The sequence below is a fragment of the Mitsuokella sp. AF21-1AC genome (genome assembly GCF_003458855.1).
In the GTDB taxonomy this organism is placed as follows: Bacteria; Bacillota; Negativicutes; order Selenomonadales; family Selenomonadaceae; genus Mitsuokella.
Genome location: NZ_QRVW01000039.1, coordinates 1 through 17,342 on the forward strand (window position 1 = coordinate 1; position 17,342 = coordinate 17,342).

Consider the following 17,342-nt stretch of genomic DNA (forward strand, 5'->3'; position numbering starts at 1 on the left):
TGCCGGTTAAGCGAAGGCTCCGCGTCAGCGGGGTCTTTTTTGTGCCCTTTCTGCAGATTGATGATTCGTCAGAGGCTCGAAAAATTTTAGATAAAAATCCTTGACAAGTATCGCGTTTATCTATATAATAATGACCTGTGAGTGACACAGAACGATATCTAGTTTAATTGCAGCAGTGAATCTGATCCTCACGTTTGGTTCACTAGCTCAGTTGGCAGAGCACCTGACTTTTAATCAGGGTGTCCCGGGTTCGAATCCCGGGTGAGCCACCAATTATAGATATTCTTTTTTATGGCCCGGTAGTTTAGTTGGTTAGAATGCCGCCCTGTCACGGCGGAGGTCATGGGTTCAAGTCCCATTCGGGTCGCCACTTTTGCCTCGGTAGCTCAGTCGGTAGAGCAGGGGACTGAAAATCCCCGTGTCAGTGGTTCGATTCCGCTCTGAGGCACCACTTGACATCATGCCCGCATCGCGGGCTTTTTTCATATCAGACATGAACTGAGAGGGAGTAGCTCTTAGGGCACAAGTCAACATACTGGCAATTGCCTGGCTTGTGAATTGGCGTGCCTGTCTTCATGGGCAAGGTCAAAGCGAGACTTTCGGTACAGGATTTCCTGTGCCGGAGTCTCGCTTTTTTACTATATATGTGTATATACCTTTGATCGTATTGGCTCATATCTAGGAGGGTGTTTATGGAAGCATTCTGGTCCGTTTTTCTTGTGGTCTTCTTGGCGGAGATGGGAGATAAGACGCAGTTCCTCGTCATGGCATTTGCGGCAAAATATGATTGGCGCCGCGTCTTTGCCGGCATGTTCTGCGGCATTCTGGTCGTACACAGCCTGGCTGTGGGCGTCGGACGTCTCGTGGGCGATCTCGTGCCGCAGGATATCATGGCCCTGATTGCGGCCGTCCTGTTCCTGGGATTCGGCATATGGACCTTGGGCAGCAAGGATGACGACGAGGAGGAGGCGCATGATTCACGCTTTGGCCCGTTCCTCACGGTGGCGCTGACCTTCATTGTCGGTGAGATGGGGGATAAGACGCAGTTTGCCGCGATGATGATGGCCGCGCAGTATGATTCCTGGGTTCAGGTCCTGTGCGGTGCCGTGGCTGGTATGGTGCTGGCGGACAGCATGGGCATCCTCGTGGGGACTTTCCTGCATCGCCGTCTGCCGGACGCATTCCTGCGCTATCTGTCCGGCGGCATCTTTTTGCTGTTCGGCCTTGTCGGCCTTTGGAATGCGGTCTTCCGTTAATTCTTCCCTTGTTTTTTTCATGAATCTATTGCATAATAGCTTTAGCAAACGGGTGTATCCCGTAGTATGGATTGTTTCAGAAAGGAAGATCTTGCAAGCATGGAACAGTTTTCGACGATGTTCTTGGATTTCATTGCTTCTTGGGGATATGTGGCGATTGCCGTGCTGATGGCGGCGGAGAATGCCTGCATCCCTGTGCCGAGTGAACTCATCCTCGGTTTTTCCGGCTACCTGATCTTTGCCGGACAGATGACCTTTACGGGGGCATTGACGGCCGGCATGATTGGCGGTATGGCTGGTTCCATCTTTGCCTATCTCGTTGGTCATTACGGCGGGCGTGCCTTTGTGGACCGTTATGGCCATTATTTCTTCATCAAGGAATCGCACGTGGATACCGCACAGAACTGGTTTGATAAATACGGCCTCAAGGCGGTCTTCTTCAGCCGCATGCTGCCGGTTATCCGCACGTTCATTTCTCTGCCGGCAGGCTTTGCCCATGTCGACATGAAGAAATTCCTGATCCTGACCTTCGCAGGCGCTCTGCCCTGGACGGCACTGATCCTCTATGCCGGCATGATGCTCGGTGAAAGCTGGAAGATTCTGACGCAGATTGGCCATGAGGCCAGCATCGTCTTCGTCGTCGTGGCGGCACTTGTTGTGGCGGTCCTCTATATTCGTCATAAGCGAAAAAAAAGCGCGCGTGAGAGCGTGGATGCCGATTGATACAAAAAAAGCCATTCCTTTTGACGGGAATGGTTTTTTTATGTCTTAACGCAGCCAGAAGAACAAGATGGGAAAGATGATGGGCAGGAAGGCGCCTGTCGTGATGACGAAGGAGGAGACGGCGAGGTCAGTCGTCAGATGGTAGAGGCGCGATGTGAGGACAGCGTTGATGGCTGTCGGACAGAAGGCGGAGACGAGAAGTGTTCCCTGGACGACGGGATCATCGACGAACAGGGCGATGAGGATGCTGAAGATGAAAGGGGTGATCACGAAGCGCAGTGCGGTCAGTGAGCGCACCTTCTTTTCATAGCGGCGGACCTGCCGGAAGTCGATGAGGAAACCGACGGGCAGCATGGCAATCCAGGCTGCGATGTGGACAAGCCCCTGGAAGACGGGGCCGAGTGCGTCTGGACGGGCGATGCCGCAGGCATTGAGCAGCAGGCCGGCAGCCATGCCGACGAGGCTCAGCTGATTGAGCGAGAAGAAGAGCTCGCAGAAGCTGTGGAACCGGTTGGTCTTGCGGACGGCGTGTGTGTGCTTCATGTAGCAGTACTGGGCCATCGGGAAGATGACGAGCACGAGCAGGATGTTTTGACAGGTACCGATGAGCTGAGTGTAGGCGAAGCCTTCCTCCGCGTAGAGGATGAAGGCGCAGACGCCGCCGAGCGTACCGATATTGGCGAGCATGGCACTTGCGACGTAAGCACCGCGGTCCAGCCAGCTCGTGAAGCCGCGGGCAAAGCAGAAGCTGCCGATGGCTCCAGGAATCAGGATGAGCAGGAAGCCGAAGACCGGTACGGTCAGGAGGCTCCACGAGATCGGAAGCACCCAGAAGCTCAGCAATGAGAGGATGGTGTAGATGCAGATGACGTTGAAACGAATGAGCTTGTTGATGGCTTCGCCGGATACAAGCTGGCGCTGATGCAGGAAATAGCCAACGGCCAAGGGCGCAATCAGGTCGGTTACGACGAAAATCAGGCGCAGGTTTGCGTTATCCATGCGGTCACTTCTTTCTGTATGGATGCATGTTGATTTTGCGATGGTTCGTTGGCTAAATCCTATCACTTTTGAGGGTTCCTGTAAATCTGTGATAGAATAATACGTATGAGTGAGGAGGGATATTTTGCGGAATTTATTGCTTGGCTCATTTTTCCTGTCGCTGGCCGGCAGCATCTGGGGCGGCATGTTCATTGCCGTACGGCTGTCGATTTTCGTCATTCCGCCGGTTCCACTGGTGTGGATGCGTTACGGCACGGCACTCATTGCTCTCGTGGTCATGATGCTGGTGATGCGGTCTTCGTGGTACATTGCGCCGCAAGACCGCAAGCTGTTGCTGTTATCCGCGTTCCTCGGGCAGACGCTCTCCATCGTGACGCAGGAAACGGGCACGATGCTGACCTCGGCGCAGACGGGCTCGGTCATCACGGCTGCAACGCCGGCGTTCATGGTGGTCTTCGGCTGCTGGCTGCTGCATGAGCGCCTGAACTTGGGGCGCGTGCTCTCAGTCGTGCTCGCGACGATCGGTGTGCTCTTCATCGTCTTTGATCCCGACAATATCCAGGTCAATGCGCTCGGCGGACTCTTCCTTTTCATTGCAGCCGTGACCTGGGCGCTCATGTCGGTCATCCTGAAGTTCCTCTCACGGTATTCCGTCATCACCGTGACGTTCTACAGCGTGCTTATCGCCTTCGTGCTGCTCACGCCGTATTCGCTGTACTGGCTCTTCACGGCAGCCGATATCCCCGCCATGGCGGAGCCATCGGTATGGGGATCGGTGCTTTACCTGGGGTTCATTTCGACGACGGCGGGCTTCAGCCTCTGGAACAAGGGCCTGACGTATATGGATGCTTCGATCGGCGGGCTCTTCATGTTCTTCCAGCCGATTGTCGGCACGCTGCTCGGCTGGCTGCTGCTCGATGAGCCGGTCACCTTCTATTTCTGGGCAGGCTTCCTGCTCATCGCCATCGGCGTTGTGCTGGCCATGCGGGGCGGCAATACGACGGCCGAGGAGAAAATCGCCAGGAGCCGGGAGAAATTGCCGGGTAGCCACAAGTAATGCTTGCATTTACCCTTGCTCCGTGGTATAATTTTTTAGTCGCTGGAAATGCGGCAGAATAACTCTGCTCCTCAGCAGATGGGGAGCCAAAGACCAAAGAGGGAGGTGATTTCGTGAGAAAGTACGAAGTCATATTTATCGTGAAGCCGATGGAAGAAGAGGCAACGAACGCTGTCATCGAGAAGTTCAGCAACCTCATCCAGAACAACGGTGGTACGATTGACAAAGAAGATCGTTGGGGCAAGAAGCGTCTTGCTTATGAGATCAAAGACTGCGCAGAGGGTTTCTACTGCCTGTTCGACATTACGTGCGAGCCTGCATGTGTTGCTGAGTGCGACCGCGTCATGAAGATTACGGATGAGATCCTGAAGCACATGATCGTCAAATCCGAAGAAGAATAATGATGGGGGAAACGCAGGTTTCCTTATGAAAGTACACCGCAAGGTGTCAGGGAGGGAAAACCATGAATAAGGCAATTCTGATTGGACGTCTGACCCGTGATCCTGAGGTTCGTTATACGCAGTCTGGTGTGGCTGTCTGCACGTTTACGCTGGCTGTCGATCGTCGCTTCGCTCGCAAGGATGCCAATGATGGCCAGCCCACGGCGGATTTCATTCCGATCGTGACGTGGCGTAAGCTTGCTGAAATTTGTGGCAACAATCTGGTCAAAGGCCGCCGCATCGGCGTCGAAGGCCGTATCCAGGTCAGAAGCTATGATGCACAGGACGGTTCGAAACGCTATGTAACGGAAATCATAGCGGATGAGGTGGAATTCCTCGATTCGAAGAATTCTGTTTCGCAGCCGGGTGAGTACGGTGCTCCGGCATCAGCTCCTGCTGCACATCCGCAGCAGTCTGGCAATGCAGGTTCCTTTGGCTCGTCTATCCCTGATGAAGAAATCCCATTTTAAGACAGGAGGGGAATTACTTTGATGAGACGTGACAGAGGCAGAAGACCTCGTAGAAAGGTCTGCTCGTTCTGCGTAGACAAGGTTGATCATATCGACTATAAAGACGTTGCAAAACTGCGCCGCTTCGTAACGGAGCGCGGCAAGATTTTACCGCGTCGTATCTCCGGCAACTGCGCTAAGCATCAGCGTCAGGTGACGGTCGCTATTAAGCGTGCACGCAATATCGCATTGCTGCCGTTTACTGCAGAATAAGATCATAGGCGCTGTACTTTGGTACAGCGCTTTTTTGTTTATCATGTTAGGAGGATCATCATGCGCCGACGCCTTGAGGATGCGATGACGATGCTTACGGATCCGCGTCATTTCAAACTGCGGTTATTCATTGAAGGCAATATCATCGGCATTGCAACGGGATTTGTCATAGCGCTCTTCCGTTTCCTGCTGGAATGCTCGGAAAAGACACTGCCGCGCCTGTATGCCTGGCTGTCGCAGCATCCCCTGTGGACGCCCTTGTGGTTTCTCGTGCTGGCCGGCATCGGCTATGTCCTCTACTGCATCGTCAAACGGGACGGCATGACTTCAGGGTCCGGCATCCCGCAGATCAAGGGCATCCTGCTGGGCCGCATGGATATGAACTGGGCCAGAGTGCTGGTCCTGAAATTCATCGGCGCCGTGCTCGGCATCGGCGCCGGGCTTTCGCTGGGACGCGAGGGCCCGAGCGTCCAGCTCGGCGCCTGCCTGGGGCAGGGCCTCGGACGCCTTACGCACCGTTCCTATGCGGAAAGTCACTATCTCCTGACGGCCGGTGCCGGTGCCGGCCTTGCAGCAGCCTTCAATGCGCCGCTGGCGGGCGTGGTCTTCTGCCTCGAGGAACTCACGAAGAACTTTTCATCCTTCGTGCTCATGGGGGCTGTGGCGGCAGCCGTGACGGCGACGACCGTGACGCAGTATTTCTTCGGCATGGAACCGGTATTTCACATGGGGGTCGTGCCCGTCATCGATACGGGCAGCATGTACCTGCTGCTGATTGCACTCGGCGCCTTTGTCGGTGCACTCGGCCTGCTCTTCAATCCGTTCCTGAGCGGTGCGCAGAACGCTTATGCGAGGATGCCGCTGCCTGCCTTCTGGAAACCCGTGGTGCCGCTCTTTGCGGCCGGCCTGCTGGGCTTTGTGCTGCCGCAGGTACTCGGGGGCGGCAGTCCGCTGGTCGACTCCCTCGTCGTTACGGATTATCCGCTGACCTTCCTGCTGATCCTGCTGGCCGGCAAGTTCCTGTTCACGATGCTCTGCTTTGGTTCCGGCGTGCCGGGCGGCATCTTCCTGCCCATGCTGGTCCTCGGCTCCCTCGGGGGTGCCGTTTTTGCCAAGGCGGCGATTGCCCTCGGCGTTCTGCCGGCGCCGTTTGCCGTCAACTGCATTGTCTTTGGCATGGCAGCGTATTTTTCATCCGTCGTCAAGTCGCCGATTACCGGCAGTATCCTGATCATGGAGATGACGGGGTCCTTCGAGCACATGCTGGCGCTCATCATCGTCTCGATGACGGCCTATCTCGTATCGGACCTCACGGGCGGGCAGCCGGTCTACGACATGCTGCTGGCAAGGAGCCTGGCCGTGCGCGAGAAGATCAAGCGGCGCATCCGCCGCAAACGCATTCTGCTCGAGCTTCCCGTGGGCATGGGCAGTCAGCTTGCGGGCGCTGCCATCGGACAGGTTGCGTGGCCGGCAGGGGCTCTGATCGTCAATGTGCGCCGCGGCGGCGAGGAACTTTCGCCAGCAGGGCAGCTGCACTTGCAGGACGGCGATTATCTCTACATCCTGACGGATGAACGCGATACCTGGCAGCTCCAGGGATTGGCCCGCGAGAGAGTAATAGATAAACAAAATCAATGACAGATTTCAAGGTGATTGTTAGAGTTGGTTTACACGCACTTTTGGCGAGGTTGAGCAGATTCTTGGGGAAGACACTTGATAAATTTTGTCATATCTAGTAAAATAATCGTACAATAAGATGAAACAATAAAACTGGTGCTTATAGGAGTGGTAAGTATGTTTTTGGAAGAACGTCAGGATATTATTTTGAGCATGCTGGCTCGTGACGGCAAGGTCCGTGTGCGCGACCTCAGCGAGAAGTTCAAGGTCACCGAGGACTGCATCCGCAAGGATCTCGGTGCACTCGAAAAGAAGGGCAAGCTCAAGCGCACGTACGGCGGCGCTGTACGCATCCGTGAGAACAGCCATATGGTCGAGGTAAGCAAGCATCGCAATACGGATGTCGAGGCGAAGCAGCGCATCGCACAGGCAGCGGTCAAGCTGATCCATGAGAAGGATATGGTCTTCCTCGATATCTCGACGAGCAATCTGGCCATCGCGGAACTCCTCGTCAAGATGGAGCTTGAGGTCACGGTCGTCACGAACATGATCGACATTCTCGTCGTGCTCGCGCGCAATCCGAAGATCCGCGTGGTCTTTGCCGGCGGCAAGATCAACAAGAGCCGCGATGGCTTCTGGGGCGGCATGACGCTCGATTTCATCTCGCGCCTCAAGCCGGATATCGCCTTTGTCGGCGCTGTCGGTGTCGATGTCAAGGAGAACAGCGTCTCGACATATGATATTGACGATGGCATCAACAAGGCTGCCATCATCCGCCACAGCAAGAAGGCGTATGTCGTTGCCGAGGCCCGCAAGCTCAGCACGGACGGCAACTACAATTACACGACGCTCGATACGCTGTCCGGCCTCATCACCGATTCGGAACCGGCTCAGGATATCCGTGAGGCGGCTGATTCCTACGGGGTGGAGATCATCCTGCCATGAGTTTGCGTTTTCCCAATCGGTTGAGCTGGCACAATCTATATAGGGGAATCCTGAAAGGACTGAAGGTATATGCTTTTTACCTGGCAGTCCTTTCCGTTTTCCGGCTCCTTTTCCTGTTTGTGCTGCGTTCTTATATGGGCACGGGAACCGCGGCGCCTGATATTGAACTGGCACTCTGGCGCGGCTTCCGCCTGAGCATGCAGACGGCCGGCTGCCTTGCACTCGTGAGCTTTGTGCCGGGCTTCTTGCTGCGGTTCGTGTACCCGCGCTGGGAGAACCGCGTCGTCCTCGGCATCAATGCCGTGCTGCTCGCATTGCTCTCCATCCTCTATGTGGCGAGTTTCCCGTTTTACCGTCAGTTCCATGCGAACTTCAATCAGATGATCTTCACAGGAGCCAATGACGATCTCTACGCGCTCTTCATTACGATGGTGCAGCAGTATGCGCTGCCCGTGCGGCTGGCGGGAGCACTGCTGCTCGCATGGGTGCTCTGGCGCGGCCTCAAGGCACTGCTCGCCTGCTGCCGGCTGGAAGACTTCGTGGAAGCGATGGTATGGCCGCGCTGGGCGCGTTATCTCGGCCGCCTGGCCTTCCTCTATGTGACATATCTGGCTGTTCTGCTCGGCATCTTTGGCGGCAGTCTCGGCTGGCAGACGGCTGTAGACTGGGAGAATGCCGGCGTCACCAAGGATGATTTCCTCAACGAAGCCATCCTCGACAACCCGCAGGCGCTTTACCGCGCCTACAATCTCAACAGCCGCATGCTGGCCTGCAACGGGCTCGATTTCACGACGGATGACATCCGCACGCTGGCAGCCTGGCTCTCGCACCGTCAGCCCGATACGGATGATCTCGATGCCTATCTGCAGAAGTCTGCACAGGGACCGGCGGCCGATAAGCCGAAACAGGTCTTTGTCATTCTTTCCGAAAGCTTTGCGAACTGGCCTCTGCTGGACAAATACCAGGGCATCCCGATTTCGCACGGCATGCGCAGCCTGATAGCCGAGGATGATACGGATTACTGCCCGACCTTTTTGCCGAACGGGGCCAGTACGGTTTCGGCCGTCACTGGCGTCGTGACCGGCTTTGCCGATGCCAATCTCTATCTGACGACGATGCCGGAGGCCTTTGCGGCCCCGTATCCGACGGCCAGTGCGCCGCAGATGCAGAAGCTCGGCTATACGACAAATTTCTGGTATGCGGGACCGGCCACCTGGGAGCGCATCGGTGCGTTCACGCAGGCGCAGGGCTTTGAGCATTTCTACAGCCGCGGCGATTTCGGCGATGTGCCAGGCAGTGTCTGGGGCTGCGAGGACGAGGTCCTCTATGAGAAGGTGCTTGAGGGCCTGGACCCGGAGCAGCCGAGCTTCAATGTCCTGCTCAATGCCTCGAATCATTCGCCGTACGATCTGGATCTTGAGGCCAAGGGCTTCGATAAGGAGGCCGTGCGCGCCGCACTGCCGCCGGAGCATCAGCAGGACGAGGAGCTCCTGAAGGAACTCGGTCATTACTGGTATGCCGACCGCGAGCTCGCAAAGTTTGTCAGGGCTGTCAAGGAAAAATGCCCCGACAGCCTCATCGTCATCGTCGGCGATCACGGCGACCGCTATAACCTCGATAAGACGCCGACGACGTACGAGCGCTATGGCATCCCGTTCATCATCACGGGCAAGGGCATCCATAAGGGCACGCTGCTGCCGGATGCCGCCGGCAGCCAGATCGACATCATGCCGACAATCTTTGAGCTCATCGCGCCCAAGGGCTTCTCCTATATGTCGCTGGGCTCCAGCCTGACACGCACGAACCGTCAGGGCGTGAATTACGGCTTCTGGATCACGCGCACGGCCATCGGCAAGGCGGACACGGTTCCGCTGGTCCCTGAGCCGGTGTCGGAGGGAGAAGAGCCGGTCATCGATGAGGATGCGATGCAGAATTACATCAATGCCATCCGGAGCATTTCGTGGTGGCGGGCGAAGTACGGCCCCATCCTCGATGCGAGCAGGCTCGAGGACCGCTGAGCCTGTGTGAAGATAAGAAGGATGAATTTATGATAAGCATTACGAAATGCGAGCTTTGCCCGCGTCGCTGCGGTGTGGAACGCACAAAACAGGCTGGTTTCTGCGGTGCGGGCAGCAGGGCGCGCGTGGCCCTGGTTTCTCTGCATAAATGGGAGGAGCCGTGCCTGACGGGCTCGGACGGGCGCGGCGCCGGTACGGTGTTTTTTTCATACTGCAACCTGCGCTGCTGCTTCTGCCAGAATCATGAGATCTCTCATGAGGGGCGGGGCATCGAGGTTACGGATGAGCGGCTGGCGGAAATTTTTCTCGAGCAGCAGGCACGCGGCGCCGCGACGCTCGATCTCGTGACGCCCACGCATTATGTGCCCGAGATCCTGCACGCGCTTGAGCTGGCACGGGCAAAAGGCTTTCATCTGCCCGTCGTCTATAATTCCGGTGCCTATGAGACGCAGGAGACGATTGAGGCCCTGCACGGCCAGGTCGATGTTTTTCTGCCGGATCTCAAGTATGCCGATGAGGCGAGTGCGCGCGAGTATTCCCTGGCGCCCGATTACTTTGCCGTTGCCACGCAGGCCATTGCGGCAATGTATGAGCAGGTCGGCCCCCTGCAGTTCGCTGCTGACGGACAGCTCAAGCGGGGCGTCATCATCCGTCATCTTGTGCTGCCGGGGCATCGCCATGAGAGCATGCGCGTGCTCGATTGGATCCATGAGACGTTTGGTGACAAGGTGCAGATCTCGCTGATGAATCAGTATACGCCGATGTACCGGGCGGCGGAGCATAAGGGCATGGGACGCCGCTTGACGACGTTTGAATATCAGTCCGTCGTTGACCATGCGCTGGAACTCGGCATTACGCACTGCTACGTGCAGCAGGGCCGGACGGCCGATACGAAGTTTGTGCCGCATTTCGACGGCAGCGGAGTGCGGGCGGAATAGATGGTGTGCAGAAAAGGCGCTGCGGCGTGTATTCTGGCTTCGTCGTTCCGTTAAATGTGACCCAGGTTTCTTTACGGATAGAAGGGAGTTCGCCGCCTGCCGCGGCGTTCTGACATCGGGGCCTGTCGATTCCTGGGGTGTTGGGGCCCAGCCCTGCGGGCAATCACTGTGCTCCTGCAGGCTGAATTAAAAGGGAAAAAATGCATTTAGCAGGATGACGCCGTGGAGCGTTGCACGGGCACCACCTCCTTGCCTGCGATTTGTGCTGGGATATTGTTCCTACGAAAAAGAAGCTATGACAAAATGAGGATTTACTCTGTCATAGCTTCTTTTGTTGTCCTTACTGTTCCGGATTGCCGTTCGGGTCGGTTGTCAGCGGGTACTGGCCGAGCATGGTGGTCAGGGTGTCCCGTGTGAAGCGGTAGGTATTGCTCGTGAAGTCCTGGCCGGGGTCGTAACGCTCTGAGGGGGCGTTCAGAAGGCCGCAGATGGTGTCGTAGAGCATGTCGTTGGTAAAGTAGCGGTCACGGTGTGCGCGCATGGCATTGGCACGGCGCGGCAGGACGCTCTGGTAATCCGGCGACATGTAGATCCACATCGGGATGCGGACCATATCGAAGCTGAAGACGTCCGGATTGTGCGAAATCGTCAGGTTTTCTCCGTGGTCGGAGAAGTAGACCATGGCCTTGAGGTTGAGGTTTTTCTGCGCGTAGTCGAAAACCTGTGAGAGGATGTAATCCGTATAGAGAATGCTGTTGGCGTAGGATGCCGCGGAGGTCATGCTGGACGAGCCGTCGTCGGCCTGGAAGGTGTTGAAGGTTTCCGGATAACGGTTATTGTAATAGATGTGGCTGCCCATGATGTGCAGGACGATGAAGTTGTTCTTGGTCGGATCGACCTGTGCGAGATACGGCAGCAGGGTTTCATCGTATTTATCTGAGAAGTTGTAGGAGTCATCCGTCCATTCCGCATGGTCGGCCGTCTTGGCGACGAGCGTGATGGCACTGTCGTACTGGCCGTAGCGGCCCTGGTTGCTGAACCAGTAGGTCTCGTAGCCGGATTTCTTGGCGACGTCGAGGATCGAGGCGGATTCGAAGAATTCCTTGTCGTTGTACTGGCTCTGTTCCGTCAGGGCGCGCTGCAGGGTCGGGACGGTCTGCGTCCAGGAAGAGTAGGCATTCCGGAAGAAGACGAAGTTCGGGTCTGCGGCCTTCTGGCTCTGCCAGGGCGTATCGTCGTATTCGTAGTCATTTGTGTAGACCTTCATGTAATTGCGCGAGGCCGATTCGCCGATGACGACGATGACGGTGCCGGGGGCCTTGGCGGCCAGCGTCTGCGTGCCCTCGATATGCATGCTGTTCAGGCGCTCGTCATGGCCGATGCTGTACGTCTGGGTCTGCGTCACGTAGCTGTCGACATCCTTCCAGAGATCCGCAATCGAGGTCTGCGGCAGGTACCAGTAAAGGGAGCCGAGCATCGATACCGTCAGGAGTGCGATGGCACCCATGCGGCCGGCCGTCGTATCCTCAGCCAGCAGACGGCGCGCAAAGGCCATGTGGCCGCGCCAGCAGGCGTAGAGGAAGAGGGCGAGACAGAGGATGATGATGGAGGCCGGCAGGATGCCGACGTTCGATTCGATGAAATCGATACTCTCGCGCCAGTTCGTCAGGTAGAGTGCCATCAGGGAAGCCGGCGACAGGCAGTGCCAGACAATGCAGTAGTAGGCAAACTGGATGAAGGGGATGACGATGCCGATGAGGTTCAGGAGTGCCATGAAGGCGGCGACAATCTTCTCGTGACCCAGGCGGAACAGAGCGGCCTCCAGCGCCGTCAGCAGGATGAATTCCGATGTGCCGACGATGAAGTCGAAACAGATCTTGGACATGTACCAGTCCTGGCTGTACGTCCAGGTGTAGAGCAGCGGAAAGGCTGCACACCAGAGCAGGCCCGTGAAGAGATTCGGCAGCGTTGCCCAGGAAAAAAGCGGCACGCGCGTGCCGTATTGGATCAGCACGAGTGCCAGCATGACGGGAACGAAGATCGGTATGAAGTAATCCGCTCCCATATCCTGGCCGATGTCAATGTAAAAAGCGATCAGGCAGATGTAGTAGATGCCCGCGGCCGTCAGCCAGCGGATCAGACGATCCTGCCTTTCCGTAGAGTCTAGCATGTTGTTCTTCCCTCGGTTCTGAAAAAATATCCATTAAATGATAGAATATCCGCTAAAAGTGATTGGCGGCCTCATCTCGTGCCGCAAAATGGAAATAAAAATCCCGTCTTATTTTACTTGATATCCTGTCTTTCGTCAATTTGCCGGAGGTTAGAAGAAAACGGGCAGGAGCGCTTGAAAGGCGGCCATAATGGAGTATCTCTGTCCGTTAGGAGAATTTTTCCGATTGCCAGATGCGGGCATCTCTGCTACAATATATACCTGTCACAATGAATCAAAACACAATATGTAGGGGAGGCGGGGTGACGCTGCACAAGATGAGCGATATGGTGCGGCGTCTGATGAACTATGAATTTAAAAACCGTAACCAAACGTTCTGGCCACACCGTGCCGTATAATCGCGAAAAGATTTTCAACGCCATTGCCGGTGCCAATGTGGACGGCGGCAGCACGATGACGGAAAAGGATATCGACGAGGTGACGAGCCAGGTTGAATGGGATATCAAGGACCGTGACAACGTCAGCGTCGAGGAGATCCAGGATATCGTCGAGCAGGAGCTCATGAAGTACGATTTCTACGATATCGCGAAGAAGTACATCACATACCGCCAGAAACATGCGGAACGCCGCGCGGCGCAGAAGCATCTGATGGAGGCGTATCGCGACATCTTCTTTGCCGATGCCGTCGATTCGGACCTCAAGCGCGACAATGCCAACATCAATACGGATGCCTCCATGGGCATCATGCTGAAGCTCGGTGCCGAGGGTGCAAAGCATTTCGTCGACAATTACGTGCTCGATGAAGAATTTGCCGAAGCAGACCGCGAGAACTACATCCACATCCACGATAAGGATTTCTCGCTGATCACGTTCAACTGCTGCCAGATCGATCTGCTGAAACTTTTCCATGGCGGTTTTTCCACGGGCCATGGTTTCCTGCGCGAGCCGAATTCCATTCGTGCCTATGCATCGCTTGCCTGCATCGCCATCCAGTCGAATCAGAACGACATGTTCGGCGGCCAGAGTATCAACGCGTTCGACTATGCCATGGCCGAAGGCGTCAAGAAATCCTTCCGCAAGGCCGTGCTCGATGAGGCGCACAAGGCGATGATCTATCGCTTCGGTGCGGCGCAGTTCGGCAAGGGCTCGGATTTCAAGCAGAAGTTTGCCGCTGCGCTCGACATGGCAAAATGCCATTATACGGAGAATGACGACGATCCAAAGGCACGCGAGAGCGTCGAGACGATCGTCAGGGCCCTGGAGAGCGTCCTGGTCGATGAATACCATAAGCCGACCACGGAGACGAGTCTCGATGCCGGCAACATCTACCACCTTTCCTGCGAGGATGTCGTGGAAGAGACGCATCAGGCCATGGAGGCACTCATCCACAACTTCAATACGCTGCACAGCCGCGCCGGCGCGCAGGTGCCGTTCAGCTCCATCAACTATGGCCTTGATACGTCGCCGGAAGGCCGTCTCGTCATCAGCGAGGTCCTCAATGCCATCTGGGCGGGTCTTGGCAACGGTGAGACGCCGATCTTCCCGATCTCGGTCTTCCAGCTCAAGGCCGGCATCAATTACAATCCGTCGGACCCGAATTACGATCTCTTCCTCAAAGCCTGCAAGGTCAGTGCCAAGCGCCTCTTCCCGAATTTCGTCAATATCGACGCGCCGTACAACCTGCAGTATTACAAGCCGGGCAATTACAACAGTGCCGTTGCCACGATGGGCTGCCGCACGCGCGTCATGAGCAACGTCAACGGCCCGGAGGAATCCGGTTCCCGCGGCAACTTCTCCTTCACGACCATCAACCTGCCGAAGCTGGCACTCGAGGCCAAGGGCGATCTCGACAAGTTCTGGCAGCTCTATGATCACTATATCCAGCTCAGTCATGATTACCTGCTGGAGCGCCTGCACGTCATCGAGCAGAAGCATGTCTACAATTACCCGTTCCTCATGGGACAGGGCGTCTGGATGGACAGCGAGAAGCTCAAGCCGACGGACTCCATCAAGGAAGTGCTCAAGCATGCTTCGTATTCCATCGGCTTCTGCGGCCTGGCGGAATGCCTCAAGGCCCTTACGGGTAAGCATCATGGCGAGAGCGAGGAAGCGCAGCAGCTCGGCCTCAAGATCGTCGGCCATATGCGCGAGATGACGGACCGCTATACGGAAGAAGAACACCGCAACTGGTCGACGTTTGGCACGCCGGCTGAGAGCACGGCTGGTCAGTTCCAGCGTGCAAACCGCAAGAAGTACGGCATCATCCCGGGCGTCACGGACCGTGAGTACATGACCAACTCCAGTCATGTGCCGGTTTATTATCCCATCAAAGCCATCGACAAGATCCGCATCGAGGCGCCGTATCATGCGCTTGAGAATGCCGGCCACATCGCCTACATCGAGATGGATGGCGATCCGTCGAAGAATGTCAAGGCTTTCGAGGCCATCGTGCGTGCCATGCATGATGCGAACATGGGCTACTTCTCCATCAATCATCCGGTTGACCGCGATCCGGTCTGCGGCTACACCGGCATCATCGAGAATGAGTGCCCGCACTGCCACCGCAAGGAAATTGAGAAGGGTCATCTGCGCATCAAACGCATGAAAGCCTGAAAATGCAACATGTAAACTTGTAACTCTCTGCTGCTTGTTGTACAATGGTTGTACCATAAGGATAAGAACTTGGGAGGGTACAAGATGAAAACAATCCATACCGAAAAAGCACCTGCTGCCGTAGGACCGTACAGCCAGGCCATCCGCACGCGCGGTACCGTCTATCTTTCCGGACAGATTGCCATCGATCCGGCCGCCGGCAAGATTGTCGCCACGACCATCGAGGAACAGGCAGAACAGTGCTGCCGCAATATCGAGGCCGTGCTCGCCGCGGCTGATACGGATATGGAGCATGTCGTGAAGACGACGTGCTTCCTCGCGGATATCGCGGATTTCAAGGCCTTCAATGAAGTCTATGCCAAGCACTTCGTCAGCAAGCCGGCACGCAGCTGCGTGGCCGTCAAGGATCTGCCCGCAGGTGCCCTGTGTGAGATCGAGGCCATTGCCATCCGCTGAACGGCCGTTCCTTGCAAGGTGTGATACCAGCAGCCTGCATCCACTGCGATGCAGGCTGCTTTTTAGTGACTTTTTTCATAATGAGATGAAAAAGAACAAATTGTACAATAAATCTTATATTAAGATAAAATTTACATGAAAAAAGCATGAAGTATGTTTTGTTCCATGACAATCGTGCTATACTGTTGAACAGAAAGAACTGGCCAGTTCTACAAAATCAACAAACATATATTTGTGCTTATACATTATGTCATGATAGGGAAGAGGGTTTTGTTATGAGAAAAAAGGTACTCGTCGCAACGCTGACGGCTCTGGCGACGGCCGCTTCGATGGCAAGTGCTGCTCCGCAGACCTCCTGGGAGCAGGGTGAATGGCAGCTGGATCTCGGTGCCTGGGCACCGAAGGCAAAGTTTGCCAGCAATGAGAGCAGCTCCAAGTGGAACTTCAATGGCGGCCTCGGGTATGCCCTGACGGATCGTCTGGCTCTGCGCTATGATTACCATGGTCTGAAGACGAAGCTGGACGATTTCAAGACGGCCGGCGATGAGCATGAGGTCAACCTCATGTACAGCCTGGGTAAGAACGTGGCTCTGTTCGGCGGCTGGAACCGCATCAACAATGATTTCGACGGTACGGTCAAGAATGCCGATGTCGTCAACAACGTCGCACAGTTCGGTGTCGCGACGAAGTTTGACCTTGCCAAGAACCTGGCCTTCTATGCAGACGGCGCGCTCGGCACGAAGAAGACGTCGCTGTGGGAAGCAGGCCTTGCTTACACGATCAACAAGGATTGGGACATCAATGCAGGCTATCGTTATGTTGACACGAAGCTCAACGACGATAATAACATCAAGTACCGTGGCTTCCTCGTTGGCCTAAGCTATCGCTTCGGCGGCCATAAGGCAGCTCCAGCCCCGGTTTCGGCACCTGTCATCGAGGAGCCGGTCGCACCGGTTGTTGAGACGCCGGCACCGGCACATGTCTACAACGACTATTATCTCGACAGTATCCACTTCGCTTCGGATCAGGATACGCCGCTGGCTTCCGATGCTGACAAGCTCGCGAACTTCGTGGCCGTTGCCAAGGCACATCCGGATTCCACGTTCAAACTCGTGGGCAACACGGATTCCGATGCTTCGCAGGAGTACAACGAAGATCTGTCGAAGCGCCGCGTTGACAATGTGGCCAAGTATGCAACTGACAACGGTGTCAGCAGCAGCCGCATGAGCCTTGACTACAAAGGCGAGAACAACCCGGTATCCACGAACGCAACGGATCAGGGCAAAGCCGATAACCGCCGCGTTGATATCTGGGAGCATAAATAATTCCTTCACGACAAATAATGAGAGGGGCTGTGAAATAACAGATCCCCAAAAACAAGAGGGCCG

The 17,342-nt window shown here is 55.8% G+C and carries 15 protein-coding genes and 3 tRNA genes; 16 read left to right on the top strand and 2 right to left on the bottom strand.

Going from position 1 to position 17,342, the window contains the following annotated elements:
• Nucleotides 1-196 precede the first annotated feature (196 nt).
• The 5 genes from DWX75_RS11125 to DWX75_RS11145 all read left to right on the top strand — a co-directional run bounded on the left by DWX75_RS11125 (nt 197) and on the right by DWX75_RS11145 (nt 1,979).
• Nucleotides 197-272, top strand: a tRNA-Lys gene (locus tag DWX75_RS11125).
• 21 nt (nt 273-293) lie between these two features.
• Nucleotides 294-370, top strand: a tRNA-Asp gene (locus tag DWX75_RS11130).
• Nucleotides 371-375: 5 nt separating this feature from the next.
• Nucleotides 376-451, top strand: a tRNA-Phe gene (locus DWX75_RS11135).
• Nucleotides 452-692: 241 nt separating this feature from the next.
• Nucleotides 693-1,256, top strand: coding sequence for a TMEM165/GDT1 family protein (locus DWX75_RS11140; RefSeq protein ID WP_118016386.1), 564 nt, complete (start codon nt 693-695; stop codon nt 1,254-1,256).
• Between the two features lie 99 nt (nt 1,257-1,355).
• Nucleotides 1,356-1,979: a DedA family protein gene (locus DWX75_RS11145; RefSeq protein WP_118016387.1), complete on the top strand. Its 624-nt coding sequence runs from the start codon at nt 1,356-1,358 to the stop codon at nt 1,977-1,979.
• A 45-nt stretch (nt 1,980-2,024) separates the two neighbouring features.
• On the opposite strand, the gene DWX75_RS11150 is transcribed toward DWX75_RS11145, so the two are convergent.
• Entirely contained in the window at nt 2,025-2,978 is a 954-nt protein-coding gene (locus DWX75_RS11150) for an AEC family transporter (RefSeq protein ID WP_118016388.1), read from the bottom strand.
• A 124-nt stretch (nt 2,979-3,102) separates the two neighbouring features.
• On the opposite strand from DWX75_RS11150, the gene DWX75_RS11155 reads away from it, so the two are divergent.
• The 8 genes from DWX75_RS11155 (at nt 3,103) to DWX75_RS11190 (ending at nt 10,715) form a co-directional block, all read left to right on the top strand.
• The gene (locus DWX75_RS11155; RefSeq protein ID WP_118016389.1) at nt 3,103-4,035 is read left to right on the top strand and encodes a DMT family transporter; all 933 of its coding nucleotides are present in this window, start codon (nt 3,103-3,105) and stop codon (nt 4,033-4,035) included.
• A 113-nt stretch (nt 4,036-4,148) separates the two neighbouring features.
• Entirely contained in the window at nt 4,149-4,436 is a 288-nt protein-coding gene (rpsF, locus tag DWX75_RS11160; protein ID WP_118016390.1) for a 30S ribosomal protein S6, read from the top strand.
• Between the two features lie 62 nt (nt 4,437-4,498).
• Nucleotides 4,499-4,945: a single-stranded DNA-binding protein gene (locus DWX75_RS11165; protein WP_118016391.1), complete on the top strand. Its 447-nt coding sequence runs from the start codon at nt 4,499-4,501 to the stop codon at nt 4,943-4,945.
• A 21-nt stretch (nt 4,946-4,966) separates the two neighbouring features.
• A complete protein-coding gene (rpsR, locus tag DWX75_RS11170) occupies nt 4,967-5,197 on the top strand; it encodes a 30S ribosomal protein S18 (protein ID WP_199497607.1) in 231 nt (76 codons plus the stop codon).
• Between the two features lie 60 nt (nt 5,198-5,257).
• Complete coding sequence (locus DWX75_RS11175) at nt 5,258-6,835, top strand: ClC family H(+)/Cl(-) exchange transporter (protein WP_118016392.1); 1,578 nt, start codon at nt 5,258-5,260, stop codon at nt 6,833-6,835.
• Nucleotides 6,836-6,991: 156 nt separating this feature from the next.
• Nucleotides 6,992-7,759, top strand: a complete 768-nt coding sequence (locus DWX75_RS11180; RefSeq protein WP_118016393.1) for a DeoR/GlpR family DNA-binding transcription regulator — start codon at nt 6,992-6,994, stop codon at nt 7,757-7,759.
• Between the two features lie 134 nt (nt 7,760-7,893).
• Nucleotides 7,894-9,777 carry an LTA synthase family protein gene (locus tag DWX75_RS11185; RefSeq protein ID WP_369974351.1) on the top strand — a complete coding sequence of 628 codons (1,884 nt, stop codon included), beginning with the start codon at nt 7,894-7,896 and terminating at the stop codon, nt 9,775-9,777.
• Between the two features lie 29 nt (nt 9,778-9,806).
• Nucleotides 9,807-10,715: a radical SAM protein gene (locus DWX75_RS11190; protein WP_118016395.1), complete on the top strand. Its 909-nt coding sequence runs from the start codon at nt 9,807-9,809 to the stop codon at nt 10,713-10,715.
• 340 nt (nt 10,716-11,055) lie between these two features.
• Here the strand turns inward: DWX75_RS11190 and DWX75_RS11195 are convergent, their stop codons facing one another.
• Nucleotides 11,056-12,885, bottom strand: coding sequence for a phosphoethanolamine transferase (locus DWX75_RS11195; RefSeq protein ID WP_118016396.1), 1,830 nt, complete (start codon nt 12,883-12,885; stop codon nt 11,056-11,058).
• A 348-nt stretch (nt 12,886-13,233) separates the two neighbouring features.
• Here DWX75_RS11195 and DWX75_RS11200 point away from each other — a divergent pair, with 348 nt between their 5' ends.
• The 3 genes from DWX75_RS11200 to DWX75_RS11210 all read left to right on the top strand — a co-directional run bounded on the left by DWX75_RS11200 (nt 13,234) and on the right by DWX75_RS11210 (nt 17,279).
• The gene (locus DWX75_RS11200; protein ID WP_118016397.1) at nt 13,234-15,498 is read left to right on the top strand and encodes an anaerobic ribonucleoside triphosphate reductase; all 2,265 of its coding nucleotides are present in this window, start codon (nt 13,234-13,236) and stop codon (nt 15,496-15,498) included.
• Nucleotides 15,499-15,582: 84 nt separating this feature from the next.
• On the top strand, nt 15,583-15,954 hold the full coding sequence (locus DWX75_RS11205) for a RidA family protein (RefSeq protein WP_118016398.1): 372 nt from the start codon (nt 15,583-15,585) through the stop codon (nt 15,952-15,954).
• Between the two features lie 275 nt (nt 15,955-16,229).
• Complete coding sequence (locus DWX75_RS11210; protein WP_118016399.1) at nt 16,230-17,279, top strand: OmpA family protein; 1,050 nt, start codon at nt 16,230-16,232, stop codon at nt 17,277-17,279.
• Nucleotides 17,280-17,342: the final 63 nt, after the last annotated feature.